The sequence below is a fragment of the Crossiella sp. CA198 genome (genome assembly GCF_052078295.1).
Classification (GTDB): Bacteria; Actinomycetota; Actinomycetes; order Mycobacteriales; family Pseudonocardiaceae; genus Crossiella.
On sequence record NZ_JBQJIM010000014.1, the window covers coordinates 190,610 to 207,875 of the forward strand.

Here is a 17,266-nt window from a genome sequence, read left to right on the forward strand (position 1 = left end):
CAGTCCCCGGTTGTCTGTGACATGCTGTAGCAGACAACCGGGGGCTGACATGACGGATCACCTTCCAGGCGAGGAGCACACCACCCGGCTGCTGCTCAAGGCCGCCGTGCTGCGGATGACCCTGGCCGCGCACGACCGCGAGCCGCCGGCCTTCGCCGCCGCGGCCGAACAGGTCCTGACCCTGACCGGGCCCGCGGTGCAGCTGCGTGAGTCGGTCACTGAGCTGATGGCTCTCGCCGGTGGCTGGGTGCGGGTGGCCCAGGACCACACCAACGACAACAGTCCCACCGTCGGGCAAGCCCTCGATCAGGTGGGCCTGATGATCGCGCGGTTGGTCCCGGAAGCCCACCGGGCCGCCGCGGCCGAGGCGCTGCCGCCCCTGGTCCGCGAAGCCATCCCCGGTCCCATCGACTGGCTACGGGTGTTCGCTGCCCCGGCCGGACCCGCACAGGTGCACGCGCTGGCCGTGTTCGCCGGGTGGCTGGGTACCGAGCCCGATCTGTACGCCTTCGACGGCAGCGTGCGCCACGGGCTGACCGTGGACATCGCCGACGCCGAGGACCTCGCCCAGGGCGGCCCCGGATGGACGGAGCGCCCCGGCCCCAGCGGGGTCGAGGTGGATCACCTGCTGCGCTCGGCGGGGATCTCTCCGCTGCCCGCTGAACTCGGCGGAGTGGCCGGGCTGAACCTGGAGAAGCTGGTCAAGTCGCACCTGATCGAGCATCCCGAACGCAGCCCGGCCGCGGATGAGCGCCTGCGTGGCCTGGTCGAGCTGAGCGTGGGCCGGTCCAGACTCTGAGCCAAGACCGCGCGCCAGACCGCTAGCGCGGCCGGCGTCCTCGCCGTGCGCCTGCCGGTGGGCCGGAGCGAGCCGGCCGCGCGGCGCTCCAGTGCGCGGGCCGGTCCAGTCCGGCGGGCAGCCGGGTCGCGGAGTCGCCCTGGGCGGCGTTGACCTGGAACTGGGTCAGGAACAACGCCTCGGACAAATCCGCGCCCCGCAGGTCGGCGCCGCGCAGGTCAGCCCCGATCAGATCGGCCAGCCCCAGGTCGACCTCGCGCAGGTCAGCCCCGATCAGATAGGCGCCACGCAGGTTCGCCCCGCGCAGTCGCTTGCGGCGCAGGTCCGCGCCGATGAGATCGGCCCCGCGCCGCTCCGGCCCCGGTGATCCGGCCCGGACCAGCTCACTGACCCGGGACAGCAGTGGATCCGCCCGCTGCCACCGCGCGGCCACATCCAGCGCGAGCAGTTCGGCCGGGGGCAGCCCGGCCAGCCGCGCCAGCTCGGTGCGCAGCTCGTCGAGTTCGGTGTGCAAGGACCTCGCGGCGGGGTGCCGCTGGGCCTCGGTGAGGTGCCAGAGCAGTTCGTGCAGTTCCCGCACGATGGGGAAGACCGCGAACATCTCCTTGGCGCGTTCGGGGGAGGAGCGCCAGTCCTGGCCGCCGTAGGTGTGCTGGGCGACCTGCTGACCGGCGCCAAAGCAGTCATAGACGGTGCAGCCGGGGAATCCGCGGTCACGAAGCCGGGTGTGGATGCCGCAGCGGAAATCGGCGAGCAGGTTCGGGCAAGAGGTGCCGGCGGGTTTGGTGATGGCGAAGTCGGCCGAGGCTGCATAGGCGGGGACAACACAGCACAGTCCGAAACAGTTGGCGCAGTCGGCTCGCAACATCACCCTGAAACTCTAGGCCGCCGGTTGCTCCGGCCCGGGACGAAGGGTCCCGGGCCTAGCGTCCCCATCCATCCGAAGATCCTCTACTGCGGCCCCGGCGAGCACCTGGGGGCCACCAGCACCCGCTGAGCCACCAGCCCAGCCACCAGCGCCACCCCGGCCAGCCCGGCACTGACCCACAACGGCGCCCGGTACCCGTACCCGGCCGCGATGGCCAGCCCACCGGCCCACGGACCCAGCGCCGCCCCGACGTTGAACGCCGCCGTCGCCCCAGCCCCGGCCAGCCGCGGCGCACCGGTCGCCGCGTAGAGCGCCTGGGAGATCAACGTGGAGCCGACCGCGAAGGACAACGTCCCCTGCGCCAGCACCAGCACCAGCGTGAGCACCGGCTCGCCCGCGGTCAGCGCGAACAGCACCCACCCGCACACCAGCGCCACCCCGCCCCCGGCCAGCACCAGCCGCGGCCGGGAATCCGCGATCCGCCCACCCAGACTCACCCCCAGGAAGGAGCCGATCCCGAACAGCGCCAGCACCGCGGGCACCCAGCCCGCGTCGATCCCGGCGACCCCGGTGACCATCGGCGCGAGATAGGTGAACGTGCAGAACGTCGCACCATTGACCAGGGCGCCCAGCACCAACACCAGCCCCAGTCGCGGCCGCCGCAACGCGCGCAACTCACCGCGCACCCCCGGCGCGTTCCCGGCCCGGCCCGCCGGGACCCAGCGCAGGATCGCCACCAGCGCCGGCGCCGAAACCAGGGCCACCGCCCAGAACGCCGAGCGCCACCCCCAGGCCTGACCCAGCAACGCCCCCGCGGGCACCCCAGCCACACAGGCCAGGGTCACCCCGCCCAGCAGCACCGCGGTCGCCCGGCCCTTGGCATTGGCCGCCACCAGACCGGTCGCGGTCGCCAGGGCCACCGCGAGAAACCCGGCATTGGCCAGCGCCGCCACCACCCTGGTGGCCAGCAGCACCGGATAACTCGTGGTCAGCGCCCCCAGCACGTGCACCACCAGGAACACCGACAGGAAGGCCAGCAGCGCGTGCCGGGGCGGCCAGCGCAGACTCAGGATCGCCATCAACGGCGCACCCACGATCATCCCGGCGGCAAACGCCGAGGTCAGCGCACCCGCGGCCGGGATGGAGACGTGCAGATCAGCGGCCAGGTCCGGCAACAGACCGGACAACATGAACTCCGAGGTGCCCTGCGCGAACACGGCGAGGGCGAGCAAATACAACACAACAGGCACAGCAGGACTCCGCAACCACAGTGGATCGACAAGGAAGATCGACCGCGGTCCGGCCGGTGGCCGTGAAGGAGCACGCCACCGGGGGGACCGGTGGCTACCGTCTGGAAGCCTCGGGGCTGCGCACGAGCGGCAGGCTACAACCCTGCGCGAAACCCGGTCGACGGAGTTTCCCACCGGACTAAGGTTTGATCATGTTGACCGGAGCGATCACCCTGCCCGATGGAACGGTCGTACGCGGCCGGGGCCTGCGCCACCCCATCCCGGATGGCCCACAACCCGATTTCGGCCTCTACCTGGGCAGCCCCCGCCTGCGCGCCCGCCACGACGACACCCTGACCTGGCCCCGGCACTGGCTGGAATGGCCCGACTTCCGGCTGCCCCGCGACCACGCCGAGGCCATCCGCCGGATCACCGCCCTGCACGCCGCCGCCCGCTCCGGACAGCGGGTGGAGGTCGCCTGCAACGGCGGCGTCGGCCGCACCGGCACCGTCATCGCCTGCCTGGCCATCCTGGCCGGCGTGCCCCCCACCGAGGCGGTGGCCTGGGCCCGGACCCACCACAACAAGCACGCGGTGGAAACGCCCTGGCAGAAGCGCTGGGTCAGTCGCTTCCCCTGCTAGCCCCGGGCCGCAGCACCAGCTCGGTCGCGCACGCCTCGCGCGGCGCGGCCAGCACCGCGCGCACGGTCTCGGCCACGGAGGCGGGGGAGAGGTAGCGCTCCGGCTGGTACCGCAGCCCCTCCACCGCGCACACATCCCGCTGCATATCGGTGGCCACCCGCCCCAGGAACACCGTGGTCACCCGCAACCGCGGCTCCTCGGCACGCAGCGAGTCGGCGAAAGCCCGCAGCGCGTACTTGCTCGCCGAGTACGCCCCGCGCGCCGCGTTGGCCTGCAACCCCGCGGTGGAGTTGATCAGCACCACGTGCCCGCCCGCCTTACGCAACGCAGGCAGCAGCAGCCGGGTCAGCTCGACCACGGCGAATACGTTGACCTCGAAGGTCCGCCGCCACAGCCCGCCGTCGCACTCCTCGATCCGCCCGGTGGCCAGCACCCCGGCGTTATGGATCAGCGCGTCCAGGCGCTCGATCCCGGGCGGCACGTGCAGCGCGCGCGGATCGGCCAGGTTCACCGGCCACGCCTGGGCATCCGGCAACTCCCTGGCCAGCCGGGTCAGCGCGGGCGATCCCCGGCCACCCAGCACCAGCCGGTGACTATCCCCCAGCGCGGCGGCGATCCGCGCGCCGATGCCCCGGGAAGCGCCCGTGACCACCGCCGTCGGCTGGTCCTGAGCGCGGGTCGGCGGCACCGGCGCCCCTTCTCCCTCGATGAGCACGGGCAAGTCTGAGTTCGTGCCCCTGCCAGGCGGAAGACTCCCGATGGGTGGTGCGGCCAACCACCCGTTCGACGCTTGTCCGTTACGTCCCCGGCGCGCCATTCTTTTACTCGCACCGGGCTGACAACGTTGTCAGCACAGTCGAGGAGGACGCGTGAGATCTCGCAACCGTCGCGCTGTCATCGGCGCACTCGCCGCCATCACCCTGCTGGCCACCGCCATCCCCGGCGCTGCCGCGGCCGAGGACACCCTCATCGCCGACCCCACCCAGTACGTCGACCCCATGATCGGCACCGGCAAAGGCGGCCCGGTCGTCGGCGAGATCAACACCTTCCCCGGCCCCACCGCGCCCTTCGGCATGATCCAGTGGAGCCCGGACAACGGCAACTACGCCGGCTACAACTACCACCTCGGCCCGATCCGCGGCTTCAGCCTCACCCACGCCTCCGTCGGCTGCAGCGCCTTCGGCGACATCCCGATCCTCCCGGTCACCGGCGAGATCGGCGTGACCCCGTGGAACCGCACCGAGAAGTTCTCCCACCGCACCGAACGCGCCGAGGTCGCCCACTATGGCGTCACCCTCGAAGACTCCGGCATCCGCGCCGAACTCACCGCCAGCACCCGCGCCGGACTGGGCACCTTCACCTACCCCGAGGGCGCCACCGCCCAGGTCCTGGTCAAAACCGGCGCCAGCCTGGCGGGCAACAGCGCCGCCACCGTCCGGATCAGCGCCTCCGACGAGATCACCGGATCCGCCACCACCGGCCGGTTCTGCGGGGAGAGCGGCAACCAGTACACCGTCTACTTCGCCCTCAAGTTCGACCGCCCCTTCACCGCCAACGGCACCTGGGACGGCAGCACCGTCACCCCCGGCGGCACCAGCGCCAACCACCCCAGATCCGGCGCCTACCTCACCTTCGACACCAGCCAGAACCGGCAACTGCGCGCCAAGGTCGCCCTCTCCTACGTCAGCGCCGACGGCGCCCGCGCCAACCTGGCCGAAATCCCCGGCTGGCACCCCGAACCGGTCCGCGCCGCCACCCGCGCCCAGTGGCGCGAACACCTCGGCCGCATCCGGATCGGCGGCGGCACACCAGCCCACCGCAAGACCTTCTACACCGCCCTCTACCACTCCCTGATCCACCCGAACACCTTCAACGACCTCGACGGCCGCTACCCCGGCTTCGACAGCAAGATCCACCAGGTCGAACCAGGCCGCACCCACTACGCCAACTTCTCCGACTGGGACACCTACCGCAGCCTCGCCCCACTACACGGCTGGCTCTACCCCGACCGCGCCAGTGACATGGCGCAAAGCCTCGTGCTCGCCGCCGTGCAAGGCGGCTGGCTACCGCGCTGGCCCATGGCCAACGGCTACACCAGCGTGATGAACGGCGACAACAGCGTCCCGCTCCTGGTCAACCTGCACGCCTACGGCGCCACCGGCTTCGACACCCGCACCGCCCTGAAATACATGCTCAAAGGCGCCACCAAGGCCGAACCCGTCCAGTGGGGCTACGTCGAACGCCAGGGCATCGAGGACTACCAGAAACTCGGCTACGTCCCCAACGACCGCGCCCTGGTCGGCCACGTCCGCAAAGGCGCCTCCCAGACCCTCGAATACGCCGTCGACGACTTCGCCATCTCCCGCTTCGCCCGCACCCTCGGCGACCCCGCCACCGCCGCCACCTACGCCAAACGCGGCGAGTACTGGCGCAACCTGTTCGACCCCAGCACCGGCTACCTGCGCCCCAAGGACAGCAAAGGCCAGTTCCCGGCCGGCCCCGGCTTTGTGCCACCCCCACCCGGCCAGTTCGGCCAGGACGGCTTCGAGGAAGGCAACGCCGCCCAGTACCGCTGGTTCGTCCCGCACAACATCGCCGGACTCATCACCGCCCTCGGCGGCAAAACCAAGGCCCAGCCGCTGATGGACGAGTTCTTCACCAAGGTCAACGTCGGCCCCAACCAGCCCTACCAATGGTCCGGCAACGAGGTCGACTTCTCCACCCCCTGGCTCTACAACTACATCGGCCAGCCCTGGAAGAGCCAGGCCGTCATCCGCCGCATCCAGAGCGAACTCTTCGCCCCCACCCCCGACGGCCTGCCCGGCAACGACGACCTCGGCGCCCAGTCCTCCTGGTACGTCTGGTCCGCCCTCGGCCTCTACCCGGTCACCCCCGGCACCGCCGACCTCTCCGTACACACCCCACTGTTCCCCGCCATCCAGCTCCGCCCACCCAACGCAGGCGAACTCCACATCACCGCACCCGGCGCCGGAACAGCCCGCCCCTACATCACCCAGCTCCACCTCAACGGCGAGAACTGGGCCCGCACCTGGCTGCCCCAGCACCTCGTGCGCACCGGCGGCCACCTCGACTTCCGCCTGCGCGCCACCCCCGACCCCAACTGGGCGAACACCCCCGACGCGGCGCCACCGTCCTACCAATGACAGACCTGACCGAGATGATGCTCCGGGGCCGATGAGTTTTCGCTCCCGGAAAGGTCTCTACTGCCATGACAACCACGCACACCCTCGAGTTCGCCGGCGCCCAGCTCGTCTACGACGTGCACGGAGAACTGCCCACCGCCGACGGGCGGGCGCCGCTGTTCCTGATCGGCCAGCCCATGACCGCCGACGGCTTCACCACCCTCACCACCTACCTCACCGACCGCACCGTGATCACCTACGACCCCCGCGGCCTCGGCCGCAGCACCCGCCAGGACGGCAGGGTCGACCACACACCCACCGGCCAGGCCGAGGACGTGCACGCCATCATCGAAGCCCTCGGCGCGGGCCCGGTGGAGATGCTGGCCAGCAGCGGCGGCGCGGTCACCGCCCTCGCCCTGGTCACCGCCCACCCCACCGACCTCACCACCCTCATCGCCCACGAACCACCGCTCATCCCGGTCCTGCCCGACGCCGCGGCCGCCGAACGCGCCCGCGACGGCTGGATGCAGACTTACCAGGCCAAGGGCTGGGGCGCGGGCATGGCCGGCTTCATCGCCATGACCTCCTGGCCCGGGGAGTACACCGAGGAGTACTTCGCCCAGCCCGCGCCCGACCCCGCGCAGTTCGGCCTGCCCACCGAGGACGACGGCAACCGGGACGACCCGCTGATGTCCGACCGCTCCCTGTCCGTCACCCGCTACCAGCCCGACATCGCCGCCCTGCTCGCCGCACCCACCAGGGTGATCGTCGCGGTGGGGGAGGAGACCGGCGAAGCCTTCACCGGACGCACCGCAGTGGCCCTGGCCGCCCTGCTCGGCCAGGAAGCCACCGTCTTCCCCAGCCACCACGGCGGCTTCGCGGGCGAGGAAAACGGCTACCCCGGACAGCCCGAGGCCTTCGCCGCCAAACTCCGCGAGGTACTCGGCTGAATCCGTTACACCCCAACGATTCCGGAAACAACGACAGCGGAAAAGGTCGCGGCGGCCCCGGGGAATTCCCCGCGGGCTACCGCGCCCGCCGCTGCACCGGAACCGACCTCGCCGCACAACGCGCACACGCCACCGGCTCGTCCAACAACCAGCCGGCCGCCGACAACCACGCCACCACCGGCCCCGGCAAATCCGGCCCCGCCGCACACACCAACGGGCCATCACCACAACCCTGGCATTCCACATTCAGCACCGGACCACGCGGCGCACAACCCACACAGAAACGCCGCACCCGCACCACACCCGCCGCATCCACCAGCAGCCACACCACGGACAGGTCAGCGCGCAGCTGTTCCCTTTCCATCCGATGCGAAACAACCCGGCCACATTCCGGACACGACCGGAGAACCGCGGTCGAACCCTGCGTCAAGCCGTGCCCTGGGCTGGTCACGGCGCCACCTCCAGTAGAACGGGGGAGCGTCACAACTGTGGTTACCCAACCACGATAAGTGACGATCACCCCATTCCCAAGCATCTTTTCCGCAACTCGGTGAACAACGACCGTAATCCGACCCAATTCCGGATGAAACCCACCCAGGATCAGTCCCCGACAACCGGCTCACCACCCACCCCAGCCGCCTCGGCGAGCGCCCGGTAAGTGCGGTTGCCCAGCACCGCCGCCCGCTGTTCCCGACCCGTCGCCTCGATGTAGTTCTGGCTCGTATTCAGGTTCGCATGCCCCAGCAACGCCATAATCTCCGCCGCGTTCGCCCCGTCCTCGGCCAACCGGGTGGCAAAGGTGTGCCGCAACGCGTGCAGGTTCGCCCCCGTCGGCACCCGATCGTGAATTCCGGCCGCCCGGTAACAACAGCTCACCAGATACTGCAACGCACCCCGCCCGATCGGCTCACCCCGCAGATCCAGCAACAACGCCGACTCCCGCCCGAACCGGGCATGCGGAAACCGCCCCCGGCACGACACCAGATACCGCGCCACCACCGCCTCCATCGGCGCACTGATCGGAATCGACCGCTCCCGGCTGCCCTTGCCCCGCACATGCAACCGCTGCTCACCCGGCCGCCCCACCACACTGCTCACCAGCAACGCCCGCATCTCCGCCGACCGCAACCCGGTCACCAAACCCAACCCCACCACCAGCAGATCCCGCTCCGGCCACGGATCCCGCGACTTCCGCTCACCCGAGGCCACCGCCGAGAGCAACTGCTCCGGCGTGTCCTCACCCCGCAACGGCTTCGGCATCGACGCCGCGGGCCGCGGCCGCGCCACCGCCCCCATCGGATTCCCCGCCACCAGACCATCGGCCACACAGAAGTTCATGAACTGATTCCACGTCGACCAGGCCCGCGACACCGACGTCTTGGCATGGGTCTCCGCGAACGACCCGAACGCCTCCCGCAACGCACCCGCACCCACCTGCGCCAGCTCCAGCGCCGGGGGAGCGCACCCGGCGGCCCCGGCCAGCAACACCGAGATCCCCGCCAGATCACGCCGATAAGCGGCAGTGGTGTGCGGCGAGTCCTTACGTGACCGCCGCGCGAGGAAGAACGACTCCTGGGCCTGCGACAACAACACACCCAGAGGAATACCGCACACCACCGACAAAGATCGACACGGCCGGTGACCGACCACCTACCCACCCCCGGCCCCGCTCACCCAGCGTCAACCCCGAGACCTGCTCCGCCACACCCCCGAACCACCCCGCATTCGCCAGCCCCATCGGTTACCTTGACCGCGCAAGCGTCCGACACCCACACGGCTGGATGGTGGAGATGCAGGGCATCGAGGACTTCTGGCACTGGTGGCAGCAGGAAGGCGCCACCCTGCTCGCCAACGCCATCCACTCCGGCGACTTCGCCGACCTGCCCGAACAGATGGCCCACCTGGTCAACGCCATCAACAAGGACCTGCAATGGGAACTCGGCCCCGGCCGCGACGCCCAGCACTCACTCTGCGTCACCGCCAACGGCGACCCTGCCCTGCGCCCGCTCACCGAACGCTGGCTGCGCGCCGCCCCCGCCCCTGACGCCACCTGGGAATACCGCGCCGCCCGCCAGGCCGACCCCAACGTGCTCAACCAGCAACTCGACTTCGCCGACTGGGAACTCGACCTCGAACAAACCCGGCTCTCCCTCACCGTCGACGAACAATCCCTGCTCGTCGACGTCACCGTGCACCACCCGCAGTTCCCCAACATGCCCGAGGACGCCGCCCTCCAGATCGCCTTCCTCACCCTCACCTGGCTCCTCGGCGAAGACGACCTCGAACGCTGGATCGGCGAGGTCAACACCGCCGCCGAACAACCAGCCGACGCCCTCCCCGCCGACGCCCTGCCGGAAACCGTGCACGCCATGGCCGCCCGCCACCCCGAACCCAGCTGGGTGGTCATGGAAGGCGAAGGCCAGGACGGCGCCCGCCTCACCGCCATCGCCATGCGCCCCATGCGCTGGATCGACCACCCACTCCTGGACCTGCACGCCGGCATCACCCTGCGCTACCCGACCCAGGACCCCCGCGACCTGCCCACCAGCGCCGGCCTCACCGACCTGCAGGACCTCGAAGACGACCTCATGCGCCAACTCGACGGCGCCGCCCTGCTGGTCGCCCACGAAACCGGCCGCGGCAACCGCACCCTGCACCTCTACTGCGACTCCACCGACACCGCCGCACTGGCCACCATCACCGCCTGGGTGCACGGCCAGTCCACCGCCACCCTGGACACCCAGTCCGACCCCGCCTGGGACCAGGTCGGCCACCTCCGCTGACCAGCGGGGGAGTCACAGCTCCGAGGCGCCCCACTCCAGCACCGACAACTCATCGCCGACCGAGAGCTTCCCGGACCGCAGCACGGCGAACTTCACCCCGAAGGCCACCCCGCCCTGCGCCGCCCGCCGGTACTTCGCCAGCGACCGCAACGGCTCCGGCCCCCGCTTCACCCCGGACTCCTGATCCACCGTGGTCACCGCGCACCGGATGGCCAGCTTGGTGTACCCCAGCTCCACATCCCCGATCCGCACCCGCCGCAGCCCATCCTCCGCATGCGGCCCATCCCACCCGTCGACCACGATGTTCGGCCGGAACCGCGCCATCGGCAACGCCACCGCCCCCGCGGCCACCATCCGCTCGTTCAACCCGGCCAGCGAATCCGCCGACAACAGGTGCACCGCACTGCTGTCGGCGAAACCCGAGGTCCCCGGCGTCAACCCGTCCGTGGCCCGGTCATGCTCCGGCGGCACCCGCACCAACCGGCACGGATCACCCACCACCGCCGACAACCACGCCGCCGCGACACTCACCCTGATCAATCGCCCGATACGGATCGCCGAACATCTCCACCGGCCGCCGCGGACCCACCGCGTCCACCGCGACGTCCACCGACTCGAACCCCTCGGCCGACAACCGCAGCACCTCACCGCCGGCCAGCACCCGCGGGCACACCAGCGCCAGCCGCGGATCCCGCCGCTGCGACCGGAACACCCCCTCCGGACTGACCACCATGAAACTGCGGTCATAGGCCAGCCCCGCCGGGTTCACCAGCGCATCCGGCACCGAGACGCCAGCGCAGCCCTTGACCGGGAAGTAGTTCAACTCCAACACCCTCGCCACCACCCGGACGCTACCGGCCGACCCCGTTACCGCGTTCCGAATATCGCCGCATTCACCTCCGGCAGAACTACCGCAACAACTCCACCAACGGCCCCGCCCGCCGCACCGAACCAGGGGAAACCCCGGCAATCCGCTTGAACGCCCGGCTGAACGCCGCCTCCGACTGATACCCCAGCTGCCGCGCGACCGCGGCCACCGACGCCTCCCCGGACCGCAACCGCCCCGCCGCCACGTGCATCCGCCACCGCGTCACGTACTGCATCACCGGCTCACCCACCAGGTCGGTGAACCGCGCCGCGAACGCCGAACGCGACATCGCCACCGCCGCGGCCAGACTCGCCACCGTCCACGCCCGCGCGGGCTCCCGGTGCACCAGCGCCACCGCCCGCCCCACCTGCGGATCCCGCAACGCCCCCAGCCACCCCGCGCGCGCCGCCGGATCAGTGCCCAGCCAGCTCCGGATCGCCTGGATCACCAGCACATCCGCCAGCCGGGTGATCACCGTCTCGCCCCCTGGCCGCAGCTCCCGCGCCTCGGCCGCCAGCAACCGCAACGTGGCGTCCAGGGCCGGATCGGCCACCGCCATCAGCCGGGGGAGTCGCGCCATCAGCCCGTATCCGGTCGGGTGGTCGAAGCGCACCGCCCCGCACACCAGACTCGTCGGGGCGCCACCACCGCCGTGCCGCAGGATCGCGTACCGCTCGCTGATCTGCTCGTGCGGGATGTCCTGGATCACCGGGGGAGCGGGCAGCCCCGGCTCACTGCACAGCTCATGCCCTTGCCCGTGCGGCACCAGCACCAGCTCACCGGGGGAGACCTGCCGCGGTGGCTGGCCCGGCACGGACAGCCAGTACCGGCCCGCGGTGACGACGTGGAACCACAGGCAGTCACTCATCGGCGGCAGGTCCAGCCGCCACGGCTCGGTCAGTTCGGACCGGAAGTACCAGGCCCCGTCCATCCGCAGGTGGTGCAGGGCCGCGCCGAGCGGATCGGCAGGCGGCGCCGGGGGAGAGGTGAGGTCCACCCGTCCGAGTATCCGCACCCGGCCGACCCAGCGTCCACGGCTACGGGACGAAGGAGCAGGAAATCGCGCGCTTCAGGCATGGATCATCCGCTACCTGAGACTCAAACTGGACGCACTGCACAATACTGGGAGGACATCATGACCGCGCTGACCGTCATCGCCGAGACCACCACCGCCATCCTGACCGGCCTGTTCTTCACCTTCTCCGCCGTGGTGATGCCCGCGCTGGCCAAACGCCCGGCCCCAGAGGCCGCCGCGGTCATGCAGCAGATCAACCGCACCATCGTGAACCCGCTGTTCCTGCTGGCCTTCCTGGGCGCCCCGATCACCAGCGCGGTGCTGGCCGTGCTCAACGGCTTCCCGCTGCTGCCCACCATCGCCGCCGTGCTGGTGGTAGGGGGGATGCTCGCGGTGACGGCCATCGTGAACGTGCCGATGAACAACGCCCTGGACGCCGCCGACCCGGCCACCCCGGCGGGGCAGGAGCTGTGGCGCGGCTTCCTGCGCCGCTGGACCGGGTGGAACCACCTGCGCACGATCGCCTGCCTCGGCGCCACGGTGCTGTACGCCCTGGCGTGACGAAATCCGCCAGACTGCTGACTCCCCCGTGATTCTTCTGATTTCGTGCATAATAGCGGTTATGCACGAAACGCCCATCTGACCAGCAGTGATACCGGCTTCATGCCCTGCGGGGGATGCGTTCGCCAGCTGGCCGCCCGAGTTCGCCAGAACGCTCCCTCCGACGAAACTCCGCCGACGCACCGGCTCGGCCTGTCGCCGGATGGCTCTCACGGGACGACCCGGAGGAGTCCGATGGGGAATGTGTCGCCACAGAACCGGGGATCACCTCGAATCCACCGGGTTCAGGGGTCGACTAGCGTCACAGTGACGTAATGACCCGGTATGCCCGGGTTACCCAGAACCGACGATCCGAGGCTTCAGCGGCCACCGAAGGCACCCATCGGCTTGGCTGGTCATCAGAACGCTCGCCCATCGTCTCGCCGCGCGCGGTCCAGCCGAGTGCGACGGACGACGGCCGGACCGCGGGTCGGCTCGTCAGCGACGCGGCTGTGCGACGGCGCGTGAAGTCAACGCGCACGGTGGCGCGCAAGCCAGAAATCAGCCTGATCTGCCCCTCTCGGCGCCTGCCGGTTTCTGACCGATAATCTACATTATGTTAAGTAGTGGTTCTAGGGGCCACTCCTTCGAGTGGAGCCGCTGCCCGAGCCGGTGAAGTCCACTTGTGTCGTTTCCCTTCCCTGCCGTTCGTCGGACTACCGACAACAACCGCACCAGAGGGAGGAAACCCATGGCTGACAAGGTGACCGGCGCGCGGACCGAGGTCGGGCTGACCGTCGAGGTCTCGCCGGAGAAACTATGGGAGATCATCACCGACGTGTCCCGGATCGGCGAGTTCAGCCCGGAGTGCAAGGGCGGGGCCTGGCTCGACCACGACTCCCCCGGCCCCCGGGCCGGCGCCCGATTCTCCGGTCGTAACGAGTTCGAGGGCGGCTTTGTCGGCGAGGTGACCTGTGTGGTGACCGAGTCGGAGCCGGGCCGGGTCTTCACCTGGGTGGTCCTCGACGGCGAGGAGGATCCCGCGCGACCGGGCTCGACCTGGCGTTATGAGCTGTCCGCTACCGAGTTCGGGGGCACGATGGTCCGGCAGACCTTCGTGCACGGCCCTGGCGACACCGGGCTGCGGGTGATGGTCGCGGACCTGACGCCGACGGCGGCCGAGGCCGGGATCCAGGAGCGGCTGGCGCAGATCAGGGAGCACATGACCGAGACGATCACCGCGATGTCCGAGCGGGGTTGAGCCGGGCGGCAGCCAGACGACAGCGAAGCTTCAGACCGGCCAGATACCGTTTACTTCATGATCAGAAACGGCCTGGCCAGGTGTGGGGTGCTGCTGGTGACGGCGGCGCTGGCCGGGTGCGCGGGCCCCAGCCGTGGGGCCACTCCCCCGGGCACGCCGCCGGTGCCGGTGTTCGAGCAGGACCGGCTGGAGTTCGCGGTGCGGTCGGTGCTGGTGGACAAGTACGAGGTGACCGGGCTGGAGATGGTGCGCTGTCCTGGTCGGCAGCCGATCGAGGACGCGCGGGTTTTCTCCTGTCTGGCTGTCCTGTCCGGGCAGTCCAAGCAGGTGCGGGTGACGGTGCGCGGGGCCAGCGGGACCTTCGAGGTGGATCGGCCCGGGTAAAGCGTTCGTCCCGGACGGGTGAGCTTTGTTAGGGTTCCGGCACGCTCTCCGAGCCGAGGACAGGGAGGTGGTAACCGTGATCGCACGTTCGTTGTTGATCTGGTGCTCCCCCTTCGCTACGAGGGCGTCGAAGTTCTGACTGGGGAGCGCTGAGCTTTCCGAAGGGACTTCTTCTCATGACCGATCTGGTCATTCGTTCGATCGAGCCCGGCGAGGAGCGGCTGTTCGCCTCGCTCCCGGATCCCGCCCTGGTGGGCAGGGCGCGGTTCGGACAGGACTACCTCACCATGGCCGCTACCGGCGCTTACCGGCCGGAGTGGACCTGGGTGGCGCTGCGCGAGGACGTGGTCGTGGCGCGCGCTGCCTGGTGGGGTGGTCCGAAGGACAGCAAGCCGATCACGCTGGACTGGTTCGACTTCACCGATGCCGAGGCCGCGGCGGAGCTGTTGCGGGCCTCTCCCCTGCGCGCGGAGTACGAGCTGCGGTTGCCGCCGGGCTGGCGGGCTGATCCGGCGGTGCTGGCCGCTGGTGAGGGCCGGATCGCGGCGGCGGAGGCGGCCGGGTACCGGGTGCTGGTGGAGCGGTTCCGGTACCTGTGGACGCCGGAGTGCGGGGTGCCCGATCGGCCTGGCCGGTTGGTGTTCCGGCCTGCTCCGGATGAGGAGTCCGTGCTGCAGGCGTTCCGGTTGATCCATCAGGGCAGCCTGGACGCGCATGTGCGGCTGCGGATCGAGGAGGACGGCCTGGAGGCGGCGGCGCGGGAGGAGCTGGACTACCTCAAGTGGCTGCCGAGTCCGCGCAGCGCCTGGTTGCTGGCGTACACGCCCGCGGGTGAGCTGGTGGGTATCACGGTGCCCGGTCATACCCCGTCGGACCCGGTTGTCGGCTACATCGGGGTGGTTCCGGAACAACGCGGGCATGGTTATGCGTTTGACCTGTTGGTCGAGGCGACGCAGGTGCATGCCGAGGCCGGGGTGGACCGCATCGCAGCCGCCACCGATCAGACGAACACGCCGATGGCGGCGACGTTCGCCCGTGCCGGGTATCCGGTGCAGATGGAGCGCGTCGACCTGGTGTGAGTGTGCGGGGCGGTCCCTCGGGGCCGCCCCGCACTGCTGTCTGGTGCAGGATGCGCGGTATGCGGTTCGCGATCTATGTGCCCTGTTATGGCCCGTATGGGGATCCGGCGTTGCTGGTGGAGCTGGCGGTGGCCGCCGAGCAGGCCGGGTGGGACGGGTTCTTCCTGTGGGATCACCTGGTGGCGGCGCCGCCGGTGGCTGATCCGTGGGTGACGCTGGGTGCGGTGGCGGCGCGGACCAGCCGGATCCGGTTCGGGCCGATGATCGTGCCACTCCCCCGCCGTCGGCCGTGGAAGCTGGCGGCCGAGGCTGGCACGTTGCAGCGGTTGTCCGGTGGGCGGTTGTTGCTGGGTCTGGGTATGGGGGTGCCGCGGGACTACGCGCGGTTCGGTGAGGCTGAGCCCGCCGCGGCGCGGGCCGGGCGGTTCCGCGAGGGCGTGGAGTTGCTGGAGCGGTTCTTCGCCGGTGAGCGGGTGCGGCATGAGGGGGTGAATTTCCAGGTCGATGACGTGGAGTTCGCGCCGGTGCGGGTGCCGTTGTGGACGAGTGGGTTGTGGCCGCGCAAGGCGCCGTTCCTGTCCGCGGCGCGGGTGGACGGGCTGTTCCCGATCATCCGGGATGAGGATGGGTTCGTGTTGCCGACGCCGGAGCAGGCGGGGCGGATCAAGGCGGACTTTGTCGCCTCGGGTGGCCGGGCGGAGGCGGATCTGGCGTTGTGGGGCAGCGGGGTGCAGCCGTCGGCGGGGTTGGTGGCGGAGTACGCCGAGGCTGGGGTGAGCTGGTTGTTGTGGGATGGGTGGCGGCGGTCGGTGGCGGAGTTGCGGGCGGTGGTGGCCGCCGGTCCCCCGCGGTGAGACTGTCTTGGGCTGGGGCCGATTCCGATGTCCTCCATCAGTTGACGGGAGTCGCAGGTGCAGTTGCTTCGTCTTGACCGGGAACCGTCCGGGTTGGCTGTGCTGACCATCGACGCGCCGCCGTTGAACCTCTACACCGCGCGGTTGCAGGAGGAGTTGCTCTCGGCGGTGGAGGCGTTGGCGGTGGATCCGCCGCGGGCGGCGTTGCTGCGGGCGGAGGGCAAGGTGGTCAGTGGCGGGGTGGATGTGTCGCTGTTCGCCGAGCAGGCCGACGCCGGGCAGGCGAAGGTGTTGTTCGACCGGATGCTGGAGGTGCCGGAGCGGATCGCGGCGTTGCCGTTCCCGACGGTGTTCGCCGCGCACGGGTTGTGCCTGACCTGGACCTTCGAGGTGGCGCTGGCCTGTGATCTGCTGGTGGCCAGTGAGCGGGCCAGTTTTGGGCTGGTGGAGAACGTGATCGGGTTGACCCCGACGATGGGTGGCACGCAGCGGCTGGCGGCGCGGGCCGGGGTGGCGCGGGCGAAGGAGTTCGTGTTCACCGGGGACCGGTATCCGGCGGAGACGTTGCGGGAGTGGGGTGTGGTGAACCGGGTGCTGCCTGCGGAGGGGTTCGCCGAGGCGGCGATGGCGCTGGCGAGGCGGTTGGCCGCTGGTCCGACCAGGGCGCATGCGGCGACCAAGCGGGTGCTGGCGCATTTCGAGCACGGTGGGGTGGCGGAGGCGAACCGGGAGGTCACCGGGATCGCGGCGGCGTTGTTCGACACCGAGGATCTGCGGGCTGGGGTGCGCTCGTTCCTGAGCGAGGGTCCGGGCAAGGCCACGTTCACCGGTGGGTGATGGGCGGGGCTCCCC

At 70.4% G+C, this 17,266-nt stretch carries 16 protein-coding genes and 1 pseudogene; 11 read left to right on the forward strand and 6 right to left on the reverse strand.

The window, feature by feature from the left end; translation table 11 throughout:
• Window positions 1-49 precede the first annotated feature (49 nt).
• Window positions 50-799 (forward strand): hypothetical protein, encoded by a 750-nt coding sequence (locus ACTOWY_RS24250; protein ID WP_441311954.1) that lies wholly within the window; start codon window positions 50-52, stop codon window positions 797-799.
• 22 nt (window positions 800-821) lie between these two features.
• Here the strand turns inward: ACTOWY_RS24250 and ACTOWY_RS24255 are convergent, their stop codons facing one another.
• Both ACTOWY_RS24255 and ACTOWY_RS24260 read right to left on the reverse strand, forming a co-directional pair.
• The gene (locus tag ACTOWY_RS24255; RefSeq protein WP_441312041.1) at window positions 822-1,667 is read right to left on the reverse strand and encodes a pentapeptide repeat-containing protein; all 846 of its coding nucleotides are present in this window, start codon (window positions 1,665-1,667) and stop codon (window positions 822-824) included.
• 83 nt (window positions 1,668-1,750) lie between these two features.
• Window positions 1,751-2,917, reverse strand: a complete 1,167-nt coding sequence (locus tag ACTOWY_RS24260) for a Cmx/CmrA family chloramphenicol efflux MFS transporter (protein ID WP_441311955.1) — start codon at window positions 2,915-2,917, stop codon at window positions 1,751-1,753.
• A 191-nt stretch (window positions 2,918-3,108) separates the two neighbouring features.
• On the opposite strand from ACTOWY_RS24260, the gene ACTOWY_RS24265 reads away from it, so the two are divergent.
• Window positions 3,109-3,537 carry a protein-tyrosine phosphatase family protein gene (locus ACTOWY_RS24265; protein WP_441311956.1) on the forward strand — a complete coding sequence of 143 codons (429 nt, stop codon included), beginning with the start codon at window positions 3,109-3,111 and terminating at the stop codon, window positions 3,535-3,537.
• On the opposite strand, the gene ACTOWY_RS24270 is transcribed toward ACTOWY_RS24265, so the two are convergent.
• Window positions 3,518-4,225 (reverse strand): SDR family oxidoreductase, encoded by a 708-nt coding sequence (locus ACTOWY_RS24270; RefSeq protein ID WP_441311957.1) that lies wholly within the window; start codon window positions 4,223-4,225, stop codon window positions 3,518-3,520. The two genes, ACTOWY_RS24265 and ACTOWY_RS24270, sit on opposite strands and share 20 nt — an antisense overlap.
• Window positions 4,226-4,406: 181 nt before the next feature.
• Between ACTOWY_RS24270 and ACTOWY_RS24275 the strand changes: the two genes are divergently transcribed.
• Complete coding sequence (locus ACTOWY_RS24275) at window positions 4,407-6,701, forward strand: GH92 family glycosyl hydrolase (protein ID WP_441311958.1); 2,295 nt, start codon at window positions 4,407-4,409, stop codon at window positions 6,699-6,701.
• Window positions 6,702-6,766: 65 nt separating this feature from the next.
• Entirely contained in the window at window positions 6,767-7,630 is an 864-nt protein-coding gene (locus ACTOWY_RS24280) for an alpha/beta fold hydrolase (RefSeq protein ID WP_441311959.1), read from the forward strand.
• Between the two features lie 600 nt (window positions 7,631-8,230).
• Here the strand turns inward: ACTOWY_RS24280 and ACTOWY_RS24285 are convergent.
• Complete coding sequence (locus ACTOWY_RS24285; RefSeq protein ID WP_441311960.1) at window positions 8,231-9,223, reverse strand: tyrosine-type recombinase/integrase; 993 nt, start codon at window positions 9,221-9,223, stop codon at window positions 8,231-8,233.
• A 188-nt stretch (window positions 9,224-9,411) separates the two neighbouring features.
• On the opposite strand from ACTOWY_RS24285, the gene ACTOWY_RS24290 reads away from it, so the two are divergent.
• On the forward strand, window positions 9,412-10,413 hold the full coding sequence (locus tag ACTOWY_RS24290; protein WP_441311961.1) for a DUF695 domain-containing protein: 1,002 nt from the start codon (window positions 9,412-9,414) through the stop codon (window positions 10,411-10,413).
• Between the two features lie 12 nt (window positions 10,414-10,425).
• Here ACTOWY_RS24290 and ACTOWY_RS24295 read toward each other — a convergent pair.
• A pseudogene (locus ACTOWY_RS24295) lies at window positions 10,426-11,254 on the reverse strand (MOSC domain-containing protein).
• Between the two features lie 67 nt (window positions 11,255-11,321).
• Complete coding sequence (locus ACTOWY_RS24300) at window positions 11,322-12,278, reverse strand: AraC family transcriptional regulator (protein ID WP_441311962.1); 957 nt, start codon at window positions 12,276-12,278, stop codon at window positions 11,322-11,324.
• Between the two features lie 138 nt (window positions 12,279-12,416).
• Between ACTOWY_RS24300 and ACTOWY_RS24305 the strand changes: the two genes are divergently transcribed.
• From ACTOWY_RS24305 to ACTOWY_RS24330, 6 genes are all read left to right on the forward strand, one after another.
• Window positions 12,417-12,857, forward strand: coding sequence for an anthrone oxygenase family protein (locus ACTOWY_RS24305; protein ID WP_441311963.1), 441 nt, complete (start codon window positions 12,417-12,419; stop codon window positions 12,855-12,857).
• Window positions 12,858-13,587: 730 nt separating this feature from the next.
• Window positions 13,588-14,097: an SRPBCC family protein gene (locus ACTOWY_RS24310; RefSeq protein ID WP_441311964.1), complete on the forward strand. Its 510-nt coding sequence runs from the start codon at window positions 13,588-13,590 to the stop codon at window positions 14,095-14,097.
• A gap of 57 nt (window positions 14,098-14,154) precedes the next feature.
• The gene (locus tag ACTOWY_RS24315; RefSeq protein WP_441311965.1) at window positions 14,155-14,481 is read left to right on the forward strand and encodes a DUF4333 domain-containing protein; all 327 of its coding nucleotides are present in this window, start codon (window positions 14,155-14,157) and stop codon (window positions 14,479-14,481) included.
• 176 nt (window positions 14,482-14,657) lie between these two features.
• Complete coding sequence (locus ACTOWY_RS24320) at window positions 14,658-15,560, forward strand: GNAT family N-acetyltransferase (protein ID WP_441311966.1); 903 nt, start codon at window positions 14,658-14,660, stop codon at window positions 15,558-15,560.
• Window positions 15,561-15,619: 59 nt separating this feature from the next.
• Window positions 15,620-16,414, forward strand: coding sequence for an LLM class flavin-dependent oxidoreductase (locus tag ACTOWY_RS24325; RefSeq protein ID WP_441311967.1), 795 nt, complete (start codon window positions 15,620-15,622; stop codon window positions 16,412-16,414).
• 57 nt (window positions 16,415-16,471) lie between these two features.
• A complete protein-coding gene (locus tag ACTOWY_RS24330) occupies window positions 16,472-17,251 on the forward strand; it encodes an enoyl-CoA hydratase/isomerase family protein (RefSeq protein WP_441311968.1) in 780 nt (259 codons plus the stop codon).
• Window positions 17,252-17,266: the final 15 nt, after the last annotated feature.

Coding starts and splice junctions, on each gene's coding strand:
- ACTOWY_RS24265 (WP_441311956.1), top strand. CDS start 3,109: ATGTTGACCGGAGCGATCACCCTGCCCGATGGAACGGTCGTACGCGGC.
- ACTOWY_RS24305 (WP_441311963.1), top strand. CDS start 12,417: ATGACCGCGCTGACCGTCATCGCCGAGACCACCACCGCCATCCTGACC.
- ACTOWY_RS24315 (WP_441311965.1), top strand. CDS start 14,155: ATGATCAGAAACGGCCTGGCCAGGTGTGGGGTGCTGCTGGTGACGGCG.
- ACTOWY_RS24320 (WP_441311966.1), top strand. CDS start 14,658: ATGACCGATCTGGTCATTCGTTCGATCGAGCCCGGCGAGGAGCGGCTG.
- ACTOWY_RS24310 (WP_441311964.1), top strand. CDS start 13,588: ATGGCTGACAAGGTGACCGGCGCGCGGACCGAGGTCGGGCTGACCGTC.
- ACTOWY_RS24280 (WP_441311959.1), top strand. CDS start 6,767: ATGACAACCACGCACACCCTCGAGTTCGCCGGCGCCCAGCTCGTCTAC.
- ACTOWY_RS24250 (WP_441311954.1), top strand. CDS start 50: ATGACGGATCACCTTCCAGGCGAGGAGCACACCACCCGGCTGCTGCTC.
- ACTOWY_RS24290 (WP_441311961.1), top strand. CDS start 9,412: ATGGTGGAGATGCAGGGCATCGAGGACTTCTGGCACTGGTGGCAGCAG.
- ACTOWY_RS24255 (WP_441312041.1), bottom strand. CDS start 1,667: ATGTTGCGAGCCGACTGCGCCAACTGTTTCGGACTGTGCTGTGTTGTC.
- ACTOWY_RS24325 (WP_441311967.1), top strand. CDS start 15,620: ATGCGGTTCGCGATCTATGTGCCCTGTTATGGCCCGTATGGGGATCCG.